At 47.8% G+C, this 17,465-nt stretch carries 17 protein-coding genes; 12 read left to right on the forward strand and 5 right to left on the reverse strand.

The window, feature by feature from the left end:
* Positions 1 to 3 precede the first annotated feature (3 nt).
* Complete coding sequence (locus H2R00_RS20735; protein ID WP_154998934.1) at positions 4 to 1,311, reverse strand: NCS2 family permease; 1,308 nt, start codon at positions 1,309 to 1,311, stop codon at positions 4 to 6.
* Positions 1,312 to 1,418: 107 nt separating this feature from the next.
* On the opposite strand from H2R00_RS20735, the gene pepV reads away from it, so the two are divergent.
* The 3 genes from pepV to H2R00_RS20750 all read left to right on the forward strand — a co-directional run bounded on the left by pepV (position 1,419) and on the right by H2R00_RS20750 (position 4,605).
* The gene (pepV, locus tag H2R00_RS20740) at positions 1,419 to 2,810 is read left to right on the forward strand and encodes a dipeptidase PepV (protein ID WP_182070207.1); all 1,392 of its coding nucleotides are present in this window, start codon (positions 1,419 to 1,421) and stop codon (positions 2,808 to 2,810) included.
* A 16-nt stretch (positions 2,811 to 2,826) separates the two neighbouring features.
* On the forward strand, positions 2,827 to 3,300 hold the full coding sequence (locus H2R00_RS20745) for a DUF2691 family protein (protein ID WP_182070208.1): 474 nt from the start codon (positions 2,827 to 2,829) through the stop codon (positions 3,298 to 3,300).
* Between the two features lie 114 nt (positions 3,301 to 3,414).
* Positions 3,415 to 4,605 (forward strand): MFS transporter, encoded by a 1,191-nt coding sequence (locus tag H2R00_RS20750; protein ID WP_182070209.1) that lies wholly within the window; start codon positions 3,415 to 3,417, stop codon positions 4,603 to 4,605.
* A 38-nt stretch (positions 4,606 to 4,643) separates the two neighbouring features.
* Here the strand turns inward: H2R00_RS20750 and cysK are convergent, their stop codons facing one another.
* On the reverse strand, positions 4,644 to 5,576 hold the full coding sequence (gene cysK / locus H2R00_RS20755; protein WP_154998867.1) for a cysteine synthase A: 933 nt from the start codon (positions 5,574 to 5,576) through the stop codon (positions 4,644 to 4,646).
* 139 nt (positions 5,577 to 5,715) lie between these two features.
* On the opposite strand from cysK, the gene thpR reads away from it, so the two are divergent.
* From thpR to H2R00_RS20780, 5 genes are all read left to right on the forward strand, one after another.
* Entirely contained in the window at positions 5,716 to 6,321 is a 606-nt protein-coding gene (gene thpR, locus H2R00_RS20760; RefSeq protein WP_154998869.1) for an RNA 2',3'-cyclic phosphodiesterase, read from the forward strand.
* Positions 6,305 to 7,246, forward strand: a complete 942-nt coding sequence (locus H2R00_RS20765; protein WP_154998871.1) for a hypothetical protein — start codon at positions 6,305 to 6,307, stop codon at positions 7,244 to 7,246. The genes thpR and H2R00_RS20765 overlap by 17 nt, the downstream gene beginning before the upstream one ends.
* A 52-nt stretch (positions 7,247 to 7,298) precedes the next feature.
* Positions 7,299 to 8,219: a YegS/Rv2252/BmrU family lipid kinase gene (locus H2R00_RS20770; RefSeq protein WP_154998873.1), complete on the forward strand. Its 921-nt coding sequence runs from the start codon at positions 7,299 to 7,301 to the stop codon at positions 8,217 to 8,219.
* 26 nt (positions 8,220 to 8,245) lie between these two features.
* Positions 8,246 to 10,378 carry a type I pullulanase gene (gene pulA, locus H2R00_RS20775; RefSeq protein WP_182070210.1) on the forward strand — a complete coding sequence of 711 codons (2,133 nt, stop codon included), beginning with the start codon at positions 8,246 to 8,248 and terminating at the stop codon, positions 10,376 to 10,378.
* A gap of 188 nt (positions 10,379 to 10,566) precedes the next feature.
* Positions 10,567 to 11,370 carry a phosphotransferase family protein gene (locus H2R00_RS20780; RefSeq protein ID WP_154998878.1) on the forward strand — a complete coding sequence of 268 codons (804 nt, stop codon included), beginning with the start codon at positions 10,567 to 10,569 and terminating at the stop codon, positions 11,368 to 11,370.
* Here the strand turns inward: H2R00_RS20780 and H2R00_RS20785 are convergent.
* Positions 11,365 to 11,643, reverse strand: a complete 279-nt coding sequence (locus H2R00_RS20785; protein ID WP_154998880.1) for a YtzH-like family protein — start codon at positions 11,641 to 11,643, stop codon at positions 11,365 to 11,367. The genes H2R00_RS20780 and H2R00_RS20785 overlap by 6 nt on opposite strands.
* Before the next feature lie 179 nt (positions 11,644 to 11,822).
* Between H2R00_RS20785 and trmB the strand changes: the two genes are divergently transcribed.
* The 3 genes from trmB (at position 11,823) to H2R00_RS20800 (ending at position 15,176) form a co-directional block, all read left to right on the forward strand.
* The gene (gene trmB, locus H2R00_RS20790; RefSeq protein WP_154998882.1) at positions 11,823 to 12,464 is read left to right on the forward strand and encodes a tRNA (guanosine(46)-N7)-methyltransferase TrmB; all 642 of its coding nucleotides are present in this window, start codon (positions 11,823 to 11,825) and stop codon (positions 12,462 to 12,464) included.
* Positions 12,465 to 12,560: 96 nt separating this feature from the next.
* Positions 12,561 to 13,406: a YtnP family quorum-quenching lactonase gene (locus H2R00_RS20795; RefSeq protein WP_154998884.1), complete on the forward strand. Its 846-nt coding sequence runs from the start codon at positions 12,561 to 12,563 to the stop codon at positions 13,404 to 13,406.
* A gap of 72 nt (positions 13,407 to 13,478) precedes the next feature.
* On the forward strand, positions 13,479 to 15,176 hold the full coding sequence (locus tag H2R00_RS20800; RefSeq protein ID WP_182070211.1) for an NAD-dependent malic enzyme: 1,698 nt from the start codon (positions 13,479 to 13,481) through the stop codon (positions 15,174 to 15,176).
* A gap of 34 nt (positions 15,177 to 15,210) precedes the next feature.
* Here H2R00_RS20800 and H2R00_RS20805 read toward each other — a convergent pair whose 3' ends face one another.
* Positions 15,211 to 15,525 (reverse strand): PepSY domain-containing protein, encoded by a 315-nt coding sequence (locus tag H2R00_RS20805; protein WP_182070212.1) that lies wholly within the window; start codon positions 15,523 to 15,525, stop codon positions 15,211 to 15,213.
* A 136-nt stretch (positions 15,526 to 15,661) separates the two neighbouring features.
* On the opposite strand from H2R00_RS20805, the gene H2R00_RS20810 reads away from it, so the two are divergent.
* Positions 15,662 to 16,735 carry a M42 family metallopeptidase gene (locus tag H2R00_RS20810; RefSeq protein WP_154998890.1) on the forward strand — a complete coding sequence of 358 codons (1,074 nt, stop codon included), beginning with the start codon at positions 15,662 to 15,664 and terminating at the stop codon, positions 16,733 to 16,735.
* A 40-nt stretch (positions 16,736 to 16,775) separates the two neighbouring features.
* On the opposite strand, the gene H2R00_RS20815 is transcribed toward H2R00_RS20810, so the two are convergent.
* A complete protein-coding gene (locus H2R00_RS20815) occupies positions 16,776 to 17,222 on the reverse strand; it encodes a YtoQ family protein (protein ID WP_020452614.1) in 447 nt (148 codons plus the stop codon).
* Positions 17,223 to 17,465 lie beyond the last annotated feature (243 nt).

Consider the following 17,465-nt stretch of genomic DNA (forward strand, 5'->3'; position numbering starts at 1 on the left):
CGTTTAATGCCCTTCCAAAAAGAAGAGGTGTATGAAAAAGAGAACGGCAAACACGAAGACAAGCGGATGAATCTCGCGCCATTTGCCTTTCGCGGCTTTCACAATCGGATAAGAGATAAACCCGAGGGAAATGCCTGTCGCAATAGACGATGTCAGTGGCATTGTCAAAATGACGAGAAAGGCAGGAAATGCTTCGTCAAGTTCTTTCCAGCGGATGTTGGTCACAGAGCCGATCATCATGCTTCCTACAATGATCAATGCCGGTGACGTAATCGCTGCGATCCCGGAGACCGCGCTGACAAGCGGGCTGAAAAACAGCGCTGCGCCGAAAAGCACAGCGACGGTTAAAGACGTAAGCCCTGTTCTTCCGCCTGCGGCCACCCCGGCGGATGATTCGATATAGGCGGTCGTCGGGCTTGTCCCGAACATTGCACCGATCGTCGTCGCTGTCGAATCGGCAAGGAGGGCTTTTCTTGCATTCGGCAGTTTGTTGTTTTTCATGAGTCCGGCTTGCTCGGCGACACCGATCATCGTTCCTGTCGTATCAAAAATCGTCACGAGCAGAAACGAGAACACAACCGAATAAAGGCCGTAGTGGATGACATCGCCAAAAGCGGCGAAAGGGTTTGTGACAATCAGCTTTTCGGGCAGATGAGGCATTGACAGAATCCCTTTGGTAAACTCAAGCTGGCCGGTGAAAAAGGCGATCAGTCCGGTTAAGATCATACCGAAAAATAGAGCGCCGTTCACATTCATGACCATCAAAACAACAGAGAAAGCCAAGCCGATTAGTGCCAGTATCACTCCGGGCGAGTGCAGATTGCCGAGCCCGACCAAATTGGCTTCATTGGCGGTAATGATTCCGGCTCCTCTCAGACCGACAAAAGCGATAAACAATCCGATTCCGGCGGTAATCCCGTATTTTAGATTGGCCGGAATCGCTTCGATCAGTTGTTTTCTAAGAGGTGTTAGCGATAAGATAATAAAGAGGATACCGGCCGCGAAGACAGCGCTGAACGCCGTCTGGTAAGAAATTTCGCCGTTGGACGAGCCGACGACTGACACTGCAAAATACGCGTTCAGTCCCATCCCGGGTGCAATCGCGATCGGAAAGTTGGCGGCAAGCGCCATCCAAAGCGTTCCGACGACTGCGGCGATGATTGTGGCAGTGAACACTTGATCAAACGGGACGCCTGTGCCGGAGAGGATACTCGGGTTGACCACGACGATATAAACCATTGTAAAGAAGGTTGTAATACCGGCGAGGATTTCTTTTTTGACTGTGGTTTGGTTTTCTTTTATGTTAAACATCATTTCCTCCAATAACGAACATTATAGCAAAACAATATCTATATTATTCGTTATCGGGTGTTTTTGCAAGGGTTTTTGGCTAAACTGAAAAAAGAAGGGGCGAAATTATGAACTGGGAACAGGAAGTTTTAAAAAGACGGAATGAGATCGTAGAGGATATTCAAGGTTTTTTAAAAATCAACAGCGTCCTTGATGAAGAGACGGCGGGTCCGGGCCGGCCGTTTGGAAAAGGAATTCAAGAATGCCTGACAGCGCTTCTAAATAAAGGGGAAGAAAGCGGGTTTACGGTCAAAAATCTTGACGGTTATGCAGGCCATATCGAATGGGGGAAAGGCGAGGAGATCATCGGCGTGCTTTGCCACATTGATGTCGTTCCGCCCGGAGATGGATGGACGAGCGATCCGTTTGCTGCAGAAATCAGAGATGGCCGCATCTATGCAAGGGGAGCGCTTGATGATAAAGGGCCGACAATGGCCGCGTTTCATGCATTAAAAATTGTCAAAGACTCGGGCCTCCCATTATCAAAGCGAATCAGAATGATTATCGGCACCGATGAAGAAAGCGACTGGCGCTGTGTCGAGCATTACTTTAAACACGAAGAGATGCCTTCAGCCGGTTTTGCGCCTGATGCTGATTTTCCGATTATCTATGCGGAAAAAGGCCTGATTGACGCAGCTTTAAAAATTGAAACTGATCAAGCGGAAACAGGTGCGGACTTAGTATTGGAGATTTTCCGGTCCGGCAGGCGTCTGAACATGGTGCCTGATGATGCCGAAGCCGTTCTGGCCGGAGCTGCCCAGTCAGGATTTGAAGAGTCATTTGCCCGGTTTGTAAAAGAAAAGCGCGCAGAAGGGCGTATTCTTCAAGAAGGCGGCAGACTGACATTAACCGTGTACGGCAAATCAGCTCATGCCATGGAGCCTAATAACGGTGTCAATGCCGGTCTCATTTTGGCCGAGTTTTTACATACACAATCCCTTGACAGAGCCGGTCTCCATTTTGTTCAAACGGTTAGCGGGGCTTTTGCCGGAGATACGAGAGGGAAAAAGATCGGCATCGACTGCCGTGATGACATCAGCGGAGAGCTGACGTTGAATGTCGGCCGGCTGCAGTATGAACAGGAAAAAGGCGGGGAGGCCCATATTAATATTCGTTATCCTGTGACTGAAGAGAGCGGCCGGGTGAAATCCGGGCTGTCACAAATACAGGGCGCCCGCCTTATCAGCTTTAAAGACAGCAAGCCCCATCATGTAGCAAAAGACCATGAGCTGATCAAAACGCTGCAGCGGGTCTATGAGGAGCAGACAGGGGAAACGGCACAATTAATTTCCATCGGCGGGGCGACATATGCACGATCACTGGAAGCCGGCGTGGCATTTGGACCGCTGTTTCCAGGACGTCCTGACGTTGCCCATCAGAAAGACGAGTATATGGAAATCGATGATCTGCTGAAGGCTGTATCGATTTATGCACAGGCTATTTATGAATTGGCGAAGTAGCAAAGAGAGTGATGACATGAGTCATAAGCGAGGCGTATTATTTGAAATCCCGAACGGGTACGGGCGCTTTCTTCTCGATATGCTGAAGCCGGTTGATCTGGCCTGTTTCAATTGGCTGCTTGCAGATGGCGAATGCTATCTCGTGCAAAACGGTGAATTGTCAGATGAAAATCTTTTTCCCCAAGAACCGCAGGTGCTGACAGGAAAAGCATTAAAAAAAAGGCTCGAAGACAAAAGATACTATCTTATCTTCGCTGATCTGAAGGCTTTTCCTCAGGATGGTCATCCTGAGGATGTCAGCACATATGAATCATATATGAAAAGCAGCTGCGAGCTGATTGTGCTTACAGCCGATTCGAGTTTTGTCACGATATACTGCAAAGATCAAAAAAAGCTGGAGCTTCTGTATCAAAACGCAAAGAACTGCGGTTTTAAGCGTATTGAATATATAACGGATCACAACGATGCCAGGACAGGGATGCATGTTTAGCACAACAAAGACGGCCGCTCTATAGAGCGGCTTTTTTGCTGAAAAACATTGCTGTTTTCAGGGATAACAAATATAGTAAAGGTGCGTACAGGCGTCCGAGAGGAGAGGGGCTTTTTGAAGCAGGAAAAGGAATTGCTGCATGTGAGGAAACGGTTTTATTCATTTTATTTTTTGTTCTTTTTCGGTTACGGGGCGTTTTATCCGCTTCTTTCCGTGTATTTAAAAGATGCCGTTCATTTGTCAGGTGGACAAATCGGCCTGATCTTGTCGATCAGCCCCGTTGTCATGATTTTCATCCAGCCTGTCTGGGGAATCATGAGCGATTTAACGAGAAAGCCTACCGTGCTTTTGACGATGGCTTTACTGTTGACGGCTTTATTTGCCTTTTTGTTCTCACTATTCAAATCATATGAATGGCTGCTTCTTGCGATGATTTTTCTTGCTGCATTTCAAAGCGCCATCGTCCCGCTGTCCGACAGCATAGCGGTCAGTTTTTCGGAAAAATCAAAAATCCCCTACGGATCGATTCGGCTGTGGGGAGCCCTTGGCTTTGCCGCCGCCGTTTTTGTAATGGGAAGGCTTGCTGAAATTTTTCATCTTTCCGTTATTTTTTATACGTTTACTTTGTTCCTGATCGCCTCAGCTATATTTGCTCACAGGCTTCCGAAAGAAAATAAAGCGATGAAGGTCGATTTGAAGAGCGGGATCAGAGAGTTATTCAAAATCAGAAAGTATTTGATCTTTTTGCTTGCCGCCTTTTTGATGATGGGACCTACACTTGCTCATAACATTTATTTTGGCATTTATATCAATGAAATCGGAGGCACACTTGCGGGAGTGGGGATCGCGTTTTTGGTCGCTGCCGGCAGTGAAGCGCCTTTTATGAAAGCCGCGAACCGCTTGATTCAGCGGTTTGGAATTGAAAGGGTGCTGCTGTTTGCGGTTCTCATTTCCTCGCTTCGCTGGCTTTTTTACTACATCATGCCGTCGCTGCCGTTCGTTTATGCGACATGTATTGTACAAGGCTTTTCCATTGGATTGTTTATCCCAGCCGCGCTGCAATACGTAAGAAAGCTGGCTCCCGGCCATTTAGGCGCTACAGCGATCAGTCTGTACACAGCCGTCGGAAACGGTTTTGGCAACTGGTTTTGTACATTTGCCGGTGGGCTGATTTATGAACGCTATTCAGCCCTGTCCGTCTATTTGTTCTTCGGTGTTTTATCTTCTCTTTCTTTCCTGTTGTTCGTGATGATCAACACCTTTTCAAAAAAGACGGCAGCCGTGCAATCATCGGTTTCTTCATAAAAAAGCCTGATTTCAGATCAGAAATCAGGCTTTCTTTCTTAATCAAATTGAAATAAATCGCTTGATAAATAGCGTTCCCCTGTATCGGCTGTCATGCAGACGACCACTTTGTCGGGAGGGAGCTTCTTGGCCGTTTCAACAGCAGCAAAGCAAGCGGCTCCAGAAGAAGGGCCGACAAGGATTCCTTCTTCCCGCGCCAAACTGCGTGTCATCTCGTAGGCTTCTTCGTCCTTGATCTTTAAGATTTCGTCATAGACGTTTTCATTTAAAATGTTTGGAATAAATCCCGGACTTGTCCCGACAAGCTTGTGCTTTCCGGGTTTGCCGCCGGATAAAACTGGCGACCCTGCAGGTTCTGCCACATGAACGGTTATCCCCGGAAACAACGCTTTCAGCTTTTCGCCTGTTCCGGTAATCGTTCCCCCTGTCCCTGCTGTTGCAACGAATGCGGCAAGCGGTTTGCCGATTTCTTCTATTGCCCGGGCAATTTCCAGAGCGGTTGATCTCCGGTGAGCCTCCGGATTGGCTTCATTATCAAACTGCATCGGAATAAAGCTGCCTGGGATTTGCCGAGCGAGCTCCTGCGCTTTTTTGATGCTGCCCGGCATTCTTTCATCTCCCGGCGTCAGGACGACTTCAGCCCCGTATGCTTTCAGAAGATTAATCCGCTCTTTTGTCATCGTATCAGGCATGACAAGGATGGCTTTGTAGCCCCTTGCCGCCGCGTTCATCGCAAGGCCGATGCCGGTGTTCCCGCTCGTCGGTTCGATGATGGTTGAACCCGGTTTCAGCAGGCCTTTTTCTTCGGCATCCAGGATCATTTGGTAGGCCGCGCGGTCTTTCACGCTTCCGCTCGGATTAAAAGATTCAAGCTTGATATATACTTGGGCCGCGTTTTCGGGCTGAACGCGGTTCAACTTGACAAGGGGCGTTTCCCCGATTAATTCTGCAATATTTTGAACGGCTCTCACGACTGTGCACCCTTTCTAGAAAACATGGTTCTGTCAATATCCTATCATAAGGCCTTGGAAAGTGGAAAATAGAGAGGTTATAAGTCCTTATATTTTTTGTTAAAATATAGAGAAGACGAATGAGGAGGAAGCCATACATATGTCAGTCAAACCGCATTACTTTATTGGAATTCCAATTCCGGCGGAGCTTAGTGAGCCGCTTTATCACACGGTCAGCAGCCGTCCGGAACTTTCTTTTCATAGATGGGTGCATCCTTTGGACTACCACATCACCCTCGTGTTCCTCGGCTCTGCTGAAGAGGAGCAGCTGGCTATGCTCGCTGACAGCCTCAAGCTGATCTCCGATGAGACGGCTCCGTTTCAGATTGCCTTGAAACGTTTCGGAACGTTCGGCAAGCCGTCAGAGCCGAGAATTCTTCATGTAGAACCGGAATACTCAGCCGCTCTCTTTCAGGTAAGGGAACGGGTGAAGCATGCTGCAGATGAGGCGGGCTTTGATATTGAAAAACGGCCTTTTCATCCACATGTGACGGTCGCCAGAAAGTGGAATGGATCAGCCTCTTTGAACGGCCGCCTGAAGCCGCTTGAAGCCGAGGTGTCATTTACAGCCCGGCATTTCACCATCTTTCAAACCCATTTAGACAGGCTTCCCAAATACGAGCATCAAGCCGTTTTCCATTTCGGCGAACGGCCGGCTGCAGAAAAGCAAGATTCGGAGATGAACGCAGATGGCACAGATTATTAAAATACAGGACTGTATTTCAAGATATGAACAGGATCCTTATCATTATATCAACCAGTTTATCCGCTTGAAAAAGCAGCGCTGGCAGTCAATTAAAGAGATGGCTGAAAAAAAGAAAGAAAGCATTCACCACGATAAAGGAGCCGCCGGTGATGAAACGGTCGGAAAAAGAAAGAATACATTTACATTAAAGAGAAAAAAAGAAACATCCGATATTAATAAAGGAAAAGAAGCCGATGAATGGTTTAACGGACTGGACGGAGAAACGGATGAAAGCTTGATCGCAAGAATTCCTGCGGCAGGGGAAGAACTCGCGTCGTTTTTTAAAGAATACGTGTACGAGTTTCAGCTGAAATGGGCAAGCTCGACAATCTCTGACATATCCAGGCTTTCCCGGGAAATAAAAAGCGATAAAATCCTGCACATTTTAGCACAGCAGCTGCCGGATTCATATTTCATCATGTATCGGCCGGTGCTGCAGGTGAATCAGGCTGCGGTAGAGCTCAGCGTCTTGATTCTCACGCCCCTTGAGATCTACTGTATGTCATTTCTTGAAGGTGAGAAGGACAGCGCATTTATCGGTTCCAAAGATCGTTTTTGGAAAGAAAAAACGGTAAGGGGCAGGGAACGGTCACTGTTAAATCCGGCTGTCGAGCTTCTCAGGACAGGCACAGTTCTTTCCGGTTTGTTAAAGGGATCGGGGATTGAACTGCCTGTGCGCAAAGTCATCGTCAGCCGGACATCGTACATCGATTATCCGGAACCCCCGTACGGAATCGGCATTTGCGACAAGAGACACTGGAAAGAGTGGCTGGAGAAACAGCAAAAGAACTTCGCCCCGATTAAAAGCCAGCAGCTGAAAACGGCGAAAATTCTGTTGTCGCACGGTGTCTCCGACTCGATGCGGAGACAGGAATGGCTGAGCTGACCGCCAGAACGTTATCCCGGCTTTTTCATACTATAAAATGGAGAATGGAATCATGAGCGATTGGTATATCATCATAAATCCAAAGGCGGGAAACTCGACGGCCTTCAGAGTATGGAAATCATTGCAGAAAGACCTCCAAAAGGCAGATGTATCGTACCGCTCGTTTATGACTCAGCATCCTGGGCATGCTGAAGTGTTGGCAAGGCAAATATCAACAATGCAGGATGACAGGCTGAAGCGCCTGCTGGTGATCGGCGGGGACGGAACCGTCCATGAAGTGCTCAATGGCTTGGTCAGCTTGCGGGACATTCAGCTGAGCGTCATCCCGTCAGGCTTAAGCAATGATTTTAAACGCGGCTTTACCGTGAAAAAATCGAATGTCATCAAAGAAATGAAGCGAAAAGGGCAATCGCTGACCCGGACCTATGCCCTCGGTAGCTTTCATACGAAAGACAGTGAAAACGAACTTTATTTTGCTAATCATCTCAGCCTCGGGTTTGATGCCTGCACCGCCAAAAAGATGTCAGCTTTGCCGAAATGGACGGCTGCTCTCAGGCTGAATCATTTGATTCATCCGCTGATTTTCTTTGTGACGGCGTTTACGTTTAAACCATTTGTTCTTTCGTATGAAAACGGGGATGACAAGCGTACGTTTAAAAAAATCTGGTTTGCGTCGGTTTCAAATCACCCTTACTATGGCGGAGGAATGAAGATCGCACCGAACGCAAATCCCCGGGATGAGCTTTTAGACGTGATCATTATCGAAGACCTGCCCATCTTGAAAAAAGCCGGCCTCTTGTTTGCGATGATATTCGGCAAACATGTCGGCAAAAACGGTGTTACGGCGTTTAAGACGAAAGACATCTATTTTCATACGAATGAGCGGGTGCTCTTTCAGGCGGATGGAGAGGTGATCGGCTGGGCGCCCGTTTTCATTAAAACAGGGACCGAATCCCTTCGATTAAGAGCTTAAATCTTTCGGATGAAGGAGAGACTGAGATGCCGGGTATCAGCCGCCCTTTTGAAGCTTATCTCGATGGAATGAGAACGATCACTGTTTTAGTTCCGAAGAGTCGTGCGTCAAGCTGCAGCCCCCCTTTTTTTCTTGAAGATGATCAAGGAGAGAAGATAGGGCTTTCAGTAAAAGCGACGGAGGAGCTTGAGGAGCAATTTAAGTATGTTCTCGAAAGCAGCCGCACCGTTCCGTTCGGAAGAGTTCACAAAGTATGCTGTGAAGAAAGCGCCTGGACAGACCTGCAAATCGGCTCTGTTACGAGAAGCGCGGCGTTTGACAAGGCTTTTTTTTATGACGGCCGTCTCGGGGCTTTTTATTCAAAAGGGCGTACTTTATTTAAGGTATGGGCGCCGACCGCGAGTACGGCAGCGATCAAGCTGGAGAGCCCTGATTCATTTCAAACAAATACTTTTCAAATGATGCGCGGAAAAAAGGGTGTTTTTGAGGTAACGGTCGAAGGCGATCTGAACGGCTGGTCCTATTTATATGAGCTTTATGTAAATGGGACGCCGTTATTGACAGTCGATCCTTATGCAAAAGCTGTTACGGCAAACGGGGAAAAAGGCGTTGTATTAGATTCTGATGAAGTCAAGGTGGAAAAACACCGTGCGCCAAGCCTTCACAGTCCGTGCGATGCAGTTATATATGAGGTTCACATCCGCGATTTCTCGATTCATGAGGACAGCGGTATGCGCCATAAAGGCAAATATCTTGCTTTTACAGAGGACGGAACTGAAACGTCCGGCGGCTTCTCAACGGGAATTGCCTATTTGAAAGAGCTCGGCGTCACCCACATCGAGGTTCTGCCCTTTCACGATTTTGCCGGAGTTGATGAGCTTGCTCCTGATCAATCTTATAATTGGGGCTATAACCCTATTCACTTTAATGCCCCGGAAGGAAGCTATTCACTCGATCCGCAGAACCCCAAATGCAGAATCACCGAGCTGAAATCGATGATTCAGTCGCTGCACAAACACGGTTTCTCCGTGATCATGGATGCCGTATATAATCATGTGTACAAGAGGGAAACGTCCCCTTTTGAAAAAACGGTTCCCGGTTATTTTTTCAGACATAATGAATACGGTTTTCCATCCGATGGAACAGGCGTCGGAAATGATATTGCTTCTGAGCGGTTGATGGTGCGAAAATATATCCTCGATTCTGTCCGCTATTGGTTGGAAGAATATGATGTCGACGGAATTCGTTTTGATTTAATGGGCATTCTTGATATTGAAACCGTCCGCCAAATCAGTAAGCTTGCCGAGAATGTGAAGCCGGGCGTGCTTCTGTTCGGAGAAGGCTGGGATTTAAATACCCCGCTTGAAAGCGGGCAAAAAGCAACATTGCAAAATGCCGGAAAAGTTCCAGCGGTCGGCTTTTTTAATGATCGGTTCAGAAACGCAGTCAAAGGGAGTACATTTGGGCTTAGTGACCGCGGGTATGCTTTAGGGGACACAGGGAAAAAAGCGGCGCTTCAGCACGGTATTGCCGGTTCACCCGGATTTTTGCCGCCAGCACAGTCAATTAATTATGTGGAGTGCCATGACAATCATACGTTTTGGGATAAAATGGCCTTCTGTTCGGAAGAAGATGTGTACACAAAACGGCTCAGGCAAAGGCTCGCGTTGTCGATCGTCCTGCTTTCGCAAGGCGTTCCATTTCTTCACGCCGGGCAGGAATTTTGCCGAACAAAGAATGGGGACAGCAACAGCTACAGCTCGGGAGATGGCATCAACAGGCTCGATTGGGAAAAGCGGGCGGAGCTTTGCGAGGATGTCGAATATGTGCGCCAGCTGATCCGGCTGCGGAGAAGCCATCCCGCTTTTCGTCTGCAAAAAGAGGAAGAAGTCAAGGAACATCTTTCTTTTATGAGCGGTACTGGAGAGGTGACGGCTTACAAGCTGAAGAACATCGCGGCATTTGATCCCTGGAACGAAATCATAGTGGTGCATTGTCCGTTTGCAAAAAAGGAGACGCTTGAACTGCCCGATCAGAAACGGTACTTGCTGCACTGCGATCCTTTTACGTTCTTCAATGGGAAGGTTCAAGTGGAAAAAAGGCTTCGGCTGAACGGCATCGGGACCTATGTTTTATACGAACCAAAAGGGATTTTTTAGTTTTGCTTGACGAAGTTTGGCGTCTAGCGCTAAAATTTAAAAGACGGCTATTGTTTAGCACAAATGACTCTCAATAGCCGTCTTTTTATTTGAATATAAAGAGACGACAATACAAGCGGTTTGCTGCCCGTTCCAGGGAGCAGATGCTTTTTAAAATCTTTTAATGAAATGATGGGTTGAAAATCGATATGAACTGGTTGGGACAATTACTAGGTAGCGAATGGGAGATTTCCCCCGCAGGAGGAGCTACAGGAGACGCATATTATGCAGAATATAATGGACAGCAGCTTTTTTTAAAGCGCAACAGCTCTCCTTTTTTGGCTGTCCTGTCCGCGGAAGGAATTGTTCCTAAGCTCGTTTGGACAAAACGAATGGAAAACGGGGATGTGATTACGGCACAGCACTGGCTCAAGGGAAGAGAGCTGAAGCCGAAGGATATGAACAGCCAGGCGGTGGCTGAGATGCTTCGGAAAATTCACAGCTCCAAAGAGCTTTTAGACATGCTGAAGAGACTCGGCAAACAGCCTTTTCAGCCAAGCTCTGTAATCACTCAATTGAAGCAGTTTATCCAGGCCCGGCAATATCCGATACCGCAGCTGGACCAAGCCCTTTTATATCTGGAGCGCCATCTGGAAGATGTACAGTCCGGAGAAAAGGTCGTCTGTCACTGCGATGTCAATCATAACAATTGGCTTCTCACAGATCAGAACCAGCTTTATTTAATCGATTGGGATGGAGCGATGATTGCAGACCCCGCGATCGATCTGGGGCCGCTTCTTTATCATTACGTTGAAGAGCGGGAATGGGGAAGCTGGCTCGAACGCTACGGCTCTTCGTTAACGGACAATCTCAGGCTGAGAATGGCCTGGTACGTATTGGCGGAAAAGACAATGACAACACTCTGGCAAAAAGCGAAAGGCAATCAGGAAGGCTTTCACCAGGGGCTGGAACAGCTGCACGCATTGATGGAGCGTCTTGCCGGATCTTCATGAAAATGAGTCGATATCTTCCACCCATTGTGTAAGATGATCCTGGTGCTCCTGAATGTGGTTGTTGATCGAAGCGGACGCTCTTCCCCGCTGGCTGTACAAATAAATGTCTTCGAGAACGCCTTTCAGGCCGGCGTCAAGATTCGTATTTGCCATTAAAGACTTGATAATCCGCTCCAGCTGTTCGCATTCAGCGACGGTTCCGGTGCAGTCTGCTTGATGGTCTGAGAGAATGTCTTTTAATAGATGAATCTGATTTTGCTGATTTAAGCCCATAATATTGGCACTTCCCTTCATACTCGGAGTATATGGATTAAAATGTTCAGAAAGCTGTAATTTATACGCGAAAGACCCGGAGGCCGATCTTCGGTCTTTTTTGCTTTGGAAGAGCCTTGCGGGATTCCCGCATTTCATGGTATGTTGTAAGACGATATAACAGATAGAGGTGTAAGTACATGCGAATGCGTCACAAGCCTTGGGCGGATGACTACCTGGCTGAAAACTCTCATATTGTGATCAGCGAGCCGTCTCAATACAAAGGGAAATGGCATTCCGTTTTTGGAAATGACAACCCGATCCACATTGAAGTAGGAACCGGAAAAGGGCAATTTATTTCAGGAATGGCCCTGCAAAACCCGGGTGTAAACTATATCGGAATCGAATTATTTAAAAGCGTCATCGTAACCGCTGTTGATAAAGTAAAGCAGACAGAGGCGCCGAATGTAAAGCTCTTGAACATCAATGCCAATATGCTTTCAGACGTTTTTGCAGACGGGGAGGTCGACCGGGTCTATTTGAATTTTTCCGACCCGTGGCCGAAAAAGCGCCATGAAAAGCGCCGTCTGACCAATCAAGCGTTTTTGAAAAAGTATGAGCAGGTGCTCGGAGGCAAGGGAGAGATTCATTTTAAAACCGATAACCGCGGGTTATTTGAGTACTCCCTCACCAGTTTTTCCGAATACGGACTCGTTTTGACGTTTGTCAGCCTTGACCTGCATCAAAGCGAATTTGAAGGAAATGTGATGACCGAATACGAAGAAAAGTTCGCTGCTAAAGGTCAGCCGATCTACAGAGTCGAAGCTGAATGGCGAACATAAAAAGACAGACTGCTTCCTGCGGTCTGTTTTTTTTGCTTTCAAATGAAGCTGATTCGGGTTGCATTTTTTGCTACGATAGGAGGAGGAGGGATGATCATGGAAACTTTAACAATCGGACGAATCAAGCTGACATGGCTGAACGGAGGCGTCACGCATATGGACGGGGGCGCAATGTTCGGTGTTGTTCCCAAGCCGCTTTGGTCAAAAAAGTATGACGCCAATGAGAAAAATCAAATCGAACTTAGAACAGACCCTATACTTGTTCAGAAAGACGGCACGAATCTGCTGATCGATTCCGGTATCGGGCGCGGCAAACTGACGGATAAACAAAAACGAAATTACGGGGTCACCGAAGAATCGTCAATTGATGACTCGTTAAAAGCATTCGGGCTCTCAACGGAAGATATCAACGCCGTTCTGATGACACATCTCCATTTTGACCATGCATGCGGATTAACGCGCTATGAGGGAGAAAGCCTTGTTTCCGTGTTTCCGAATGCAGCGATTTACACTTCTGCGATCGAGTGGGAAGAGATGAGAAATCCGAATATCCGCTCCCAAAATACATATTGGAAAGAAAACTGGGAAGCGGTTCAGCATCAAGTGAGGACCTTCGACGAGAAGCTTGAAGTTTTGCCCGGAATCACGATGCATCATACAGGCGGCCACAGCGACGGCCATTCGGTGATCGTTCTCGAAGATGCCGGTGAAACGGCCCTTCATATGGCTGACATTATGCCTACACACGCCCATCAGAATCCTCTCTGGGTGCTGGCGTACGACGATTATCCGATGACATCGATTGCCGCGAAGCAAGCATGGCAGGCGAAGGCCGCCGAAAAAAACGCCTGGTACATTTTTTACCATGACGCCCTTTACAGAGCTTTAAAATGGGATGAAAACGGCGATATTGCAGAATCAGTAAAAAGAGAAAGGCGCTAGCTATTTTGGTGAATGGTTTGCTTTGTTGTTATCCATCCTAAGGGTAACTAACTTTTGAAAGGAAGACGACGGGTGATCCACAATAAACTGAATGAACAAGTGATCGAGACGCAATTAAGAGGATTTGAAGTCCTTGCGACTCCCCTGCTGAATAAAGGGGTTGCCTTTCCTTCGGAGGAAAGGGAAGCTCTCGGTTTGACAGGATTGCTTCCTCCCAAGGTGCTGACGCTTGAAGAACAGGCAAAACGGGCGTATAAACAGTTCCAATCACAGCCTGATGACTTGAGCAAAAACGTCTATTTAACGGCGCTTCACGATCGCAATGAAGTGCTGTTCTACAGGCTACTGAACGATCATATGACAGAAATGCTGCCGATAGTTTATACCCCGACTGTCGGAACGGCAATACAGCAATACAGCCATGAATACAGAAAACCGCGGGGGCTGTTTTTGTCGGTTAATGACCCTGAAGGTATGAAAACGGCATTTGAAAATCTGGCCGCTAAAAGAAGCCGGATCGATTTGATAGTGGCAACTGATGCTGAAGGAATTCTCGGAATCGGGGATTGGGGAGTCGGCGGCATCGCCATTTCGATCGGAAAGCTTGCCGTTTATACTGCGGCTGCGGGAATCGATCCTAACAGGGTACTCCCCGTAGTCATTGATGCGGGGACAAATCAAGAAAGGCTTCTCAATGATCCGCTTTATGTCGGGAATCAGCATTCCAGGATCAGGGGCGAGCGTTATGAATCGTTTATTGATCAATACGTTCAAATCGCAACCGAGACGTTTCCAGGCGTTTTGCTGCACTGGGAAGATTTCGGAACGCAGAACGCACGTCAGATTTTGAAAAAATACAAAGACAAAATTTGCACCTTTAACGATGACATTCAAGGCACGGGAGCAGTAACCCTCGCAGCGGTGCTTGCGGCCGTCAAAATATCCAAAATGCCGCTGAAGGATCATAAAGTGGTCATATTCGGAGCGGGGACGGCCGGGATCGGCAACGCTGAGCAAATTCGCGCCGCCCTCGTTCAAGAGGGGGCATCGGAAGAGGAATCATACCGCCGTTTTTGGTGTGTTGACCGGAACGGTTTGCTGACCGACGATATGAACGACTTGCAGGACATTCAAAAGCCGTATGCAAGGCCTGCTGACGAGGTAAAAGACTTCAGCCGGAACGGCCCGGGGGACACAATCGATCTGCTCGAAGTGGTTAAAAAAGTGCAGCCTACCATTTTGATTGGAACCTCGACTGTATCGGGCGCATTTACAGAGGAAATCGTAAAAGAAATGGCAAAGCATGTGAAACGGCCGGCTATATTTCCGATGTCCAATCCGACGCCGTTATCTGAGGCAAAGCCTGAAGATTTGATCAAATGGACGGAAGGGCGGGCGCTCGTCGCCACAGGAAGTCCGTTTGCGCCTGTGGAATACAACGGCACCCGTTATGCGATCGGCCAGGCGAATAATGCCTTTGTATTCCCAGGCCTTGGGCTCGGAACGCTCGTATCAAAAGCAAGGCTGATTACGGACAACATGTTTTACGCCAGCGCGGCTGCGATCGCTGGCATGGTTGATACCGGCCGGCCCGGCGCCGCGCTTCTTCCGGAAGTTGAGGATTTGCGCACAGTTTCCGCAACCGTGGCAACGGCTGTCATCAAAGCAGCCATAGAAGACGGAGTTGCAGAAAATGAGCCGGACGATGTGATTCAGGCGGTGCAGGATGCGATGTGGCATCCGGTCTACCGGCCGATTCGCGCCATATAAAAAGATGCGGCCATCAGGCCGCATCTTTTTGATGCTATGCTGCAGTATCAATCACATCTACGATCATGCCTGTTTTTGCATCAACCATGACTTCGTACTGTTCAAGCTCTCCGAAAGCGGAACGGGTAATGCCTATTTTGTACACCATGACGGTTTCGCCGTTTACGGTATAGGCTTCCGGAACGGAATATATCCATGAACCGTCGATCGGACCTCTCTGTTTAAAAGCGGACTTGACGATGCGCAGCGCTTTTTCAGAAGAAATGTAAGGCTGCATAACGTATTGTTTGACAACAACGGCCGCGGCAATGCCGATGCCGGCCCCAAGAAGAAAATGGCGCAGTTTCATCTTTTCAGCACCTCCAAAGCTTGTTTTTTTCATTATACAGAACATGTCCGTCCGTGTTAAGGATGGGCTCTCTTCTGGAAACACATCGCACACTTATGTAAAATGTAGAGAGATACATAAGAAAAGAGGGAAACAGATGAATCAGGAAACGAGAACGCTTTTTCAAACGCTGACGGAGCTCCCCGGCGCTCCGGGAAACGAACATCTTGTCCGTCGTTTCATGAAAAAAGAGCTTGAAAAATATGCTGATGAGATCATCCAGGACAGACTTGGAAGCGTGTTCGGCGTTAAACATGGACCGGAAGGCAGTCCAAAAATCATGGTGGCCGGCCATATGGATGAAGTGGGATTTATGGTTACATCAATCACAGACAACGGCCTGCTTCGATTTCAAACGCTGGGCGGCTGGTGGAGCCAGGTTTTATTGGCCCAGCGGGTGGAAATCCATACGGACAACGGGCCGATCCCCGGCGTCATCGCGAGCACGCCTCCTCATCTTTTGACAGATGAGCAGAGGAGACGTCCGATGGATATCAAAAACATGATGATTGATATCGGTGCGGATGACAGGGAAGATGCTGAACGTATCGGTGTCAAACCAGGCCAGCAAATCGTGCCGATCTGTCCGTTTACTCCGATGGCAAATGAAAAGAAGATCCTTGCGAAAGCATGGGATAACCGCTACGGCTGCGGACTCAGCATTGAATTGCTGAAAGAACTGCAGGGAACAGAACTTCCGAACACTCTTTACTCAGGCGCGACCGTCCAGGAAGAGCTCGGGACAAGAGGCGCGCAAACTGCGGCCAATATGATACAACCTGACTTGTTTTTCGCGCTTGATGCAAGTCCGGCAAACGATGCGAGCGGCGACAAAAATCAATTTGGCCAGCTTGGCAAAGGGGTGCTGTTGAGGATTTTCGACCGGACCATGGTGACGCACAGCGAAATGAGAAATTTTGTGCTGGATACGGCAGAGACAAATGACATCCCGTATCAATATTTTGTTTCCCCGGGAGGAACCGATGCCGGCCGTGTTCACATCTCAAATGAAGGCGTTCCTTCGGCCGTGATCGGTATTTGTTCAAGATACATCCATACATCTGCTTCCATTATCCACGTTGATGACTACCTTGCTGCAAAAGAATTGCTGATTAAGCTTGTCAAAGCTTGCGACAGTTCTGCCGTACAGTCGATATTGAGAAATGATTGAACAAAGAAACCCTGTGCTGCTTTACGCACAGGGTTTCTTTTTACCGGCTTTCAAATACGTATGACAACGATTTAATCGCCTGATTTACGGTTTCTACAGTAATGTTCGCTTTGTTTGACAGTTCTTTTAACGGATGATGGAGTGACTCAGGTCGGATGATGATCAGCGGCTTGCCTTTGGCGATCGCGTATGAAGCATCCATTGCCGTGTTCCATTGCTTGTATTTTTCCCCGAAAAGAGCGATGACCACATCTGCCTTGTTCATTAAAACGGAAGTTCTAAAATTGTTCAAATCTGAGGCTGCATCATCTTTCGCGATCGAATCAGCCTGCTTGCCCATAATTTCTTCACCGATGTTGTCGGAGCGGTCGTGATTTTCCATCGGTCCGACAAATGTGATCGGCAGCTTGAGCGATTTTGCTTTTTCCTTCACTTCTTCGCGCCAGTTGCTATGTATTTCTCCGGCAAGATAAACGATAAATTCCATACATGCTCCTCCTGACTGTCATAAGATCACGGCGCAAGGCGCCTTAACGGATATTTTTACCCTATTACTTACCATGTTAAACGAGAATGGCTTGATAAAGCAAAAAAATTATGCTTATGATATGAAAGGGGATCGGATCGTTAAGATTTTCCCTTTTTAAAACGGGTAAGATACATAAAGAATCGTCCATCTTTTAAAAAAGCCGGTGGACAGCAAAAGGCTGGCTATGGAGCCGGTTGTCTG

The organism is Bacillus haynesii, from assembly GCF_014042035.1.
GTDB lineage: Bacteria > Bacillota > Bacilli > Bacillales > Bacillaceae > Bacillus > Bacillus haynesii.

Bases quoted from the DNA above. Each gene is read 5' to 3' on its own strand.
- H2R00_RS20735 (WP_154998934.1), bottom strand. From the start codon at position 1,311: ATGTTTAACATAAAAGAAAACCAAACCACAGTCAAAAAAGAAATCCTC.
- pepV (WP_182070207.1), top strand. From the start codon at position 1,419: ATGAACTGGGAACAGGAAGTTTTAAAAAGACGGAATGAGATCGTAGAG.
- H2R00_RS20745 (WP_182070208.1), top strand. From the start codon at position 2,827: ATGAGTCATAAGCGAGGCGTATTATTTGAAATCCCGAACGGGTACGGG.
- thpR (WP_154998869.1), top strand. From the start codon at position 5,716: ATGTCAGTCAAACCGCATTACTTTATTGGAATTCCAATTCCGGCGGAG.
- H2R00_RS20765 (WP_154998871.1), top strand. From the start codon at position 6,305: ATGGCACAGATTATTAAAATACAGGACTGTATTTCAAGATATGAACAG.
- H2R00_RS20770 (WP_154998873.1), top strand. From the start codon at position 7,299: ATGAGCGATTGGTATATCATCATAAATCCAAAGGCGGGAAACTCGACG.
- pulA (WP_182070210.1), top strand. From the start codon at position 8,246: ATGCCGGGTATCAGCCGCCCTTTTGAAGCTTATCTCGATGGAATGAGA.
- H2R00_RS20780 (WP_154998878.1), top strand. From the start codon at position 10,567: ATGAACTGGTTGGGACAATTACTAGGTAGCGAATGGGAGATTTCCCCC.
- H2R00_RS20785 (WP_154998880.1), bottom strand. From the start codon at position 11,643: ATGGGCTTAAATCAGCAAAATCAGATTCATCTATTAAAAGACATTCTC.
- trmB (WP_154998882.1), top strand. From the start codon at position 11,823: ATGCGAATGCGTCACAAGCCTTGGGCGGATGACTACCTGGCTGAAAAC.
- H2R00_RS20795 (WP_154998884.1), top strand. From the start codon at position 12,561: ATGGAAACTTTAACAATCGGACGAATCAAGCTGACATGGCTGAACGGA.
- H2R00_RS20805 (WP_182070212.1), bottom strand. From the start codon at position 15,525: ATGAAACTGCGCCATTTTCTTCTTGGGGCCGGCATCGGCATTGCCGCG.
- H2R00_RS20810 (WP_154998890.1), top strand. From the start codon at position 15,662: ATGAATCAGGAAACGAGAACGCTTTTTCAAACGCTGACGGAGCTCCCC.
- H2R00_RS20815 (WP_020452614.1), bottom strand. From the start codon at position 17,222: ATGGAATTTATCGTTTATCTTGCCGGAGAAATACATAGCAACTGGCGC.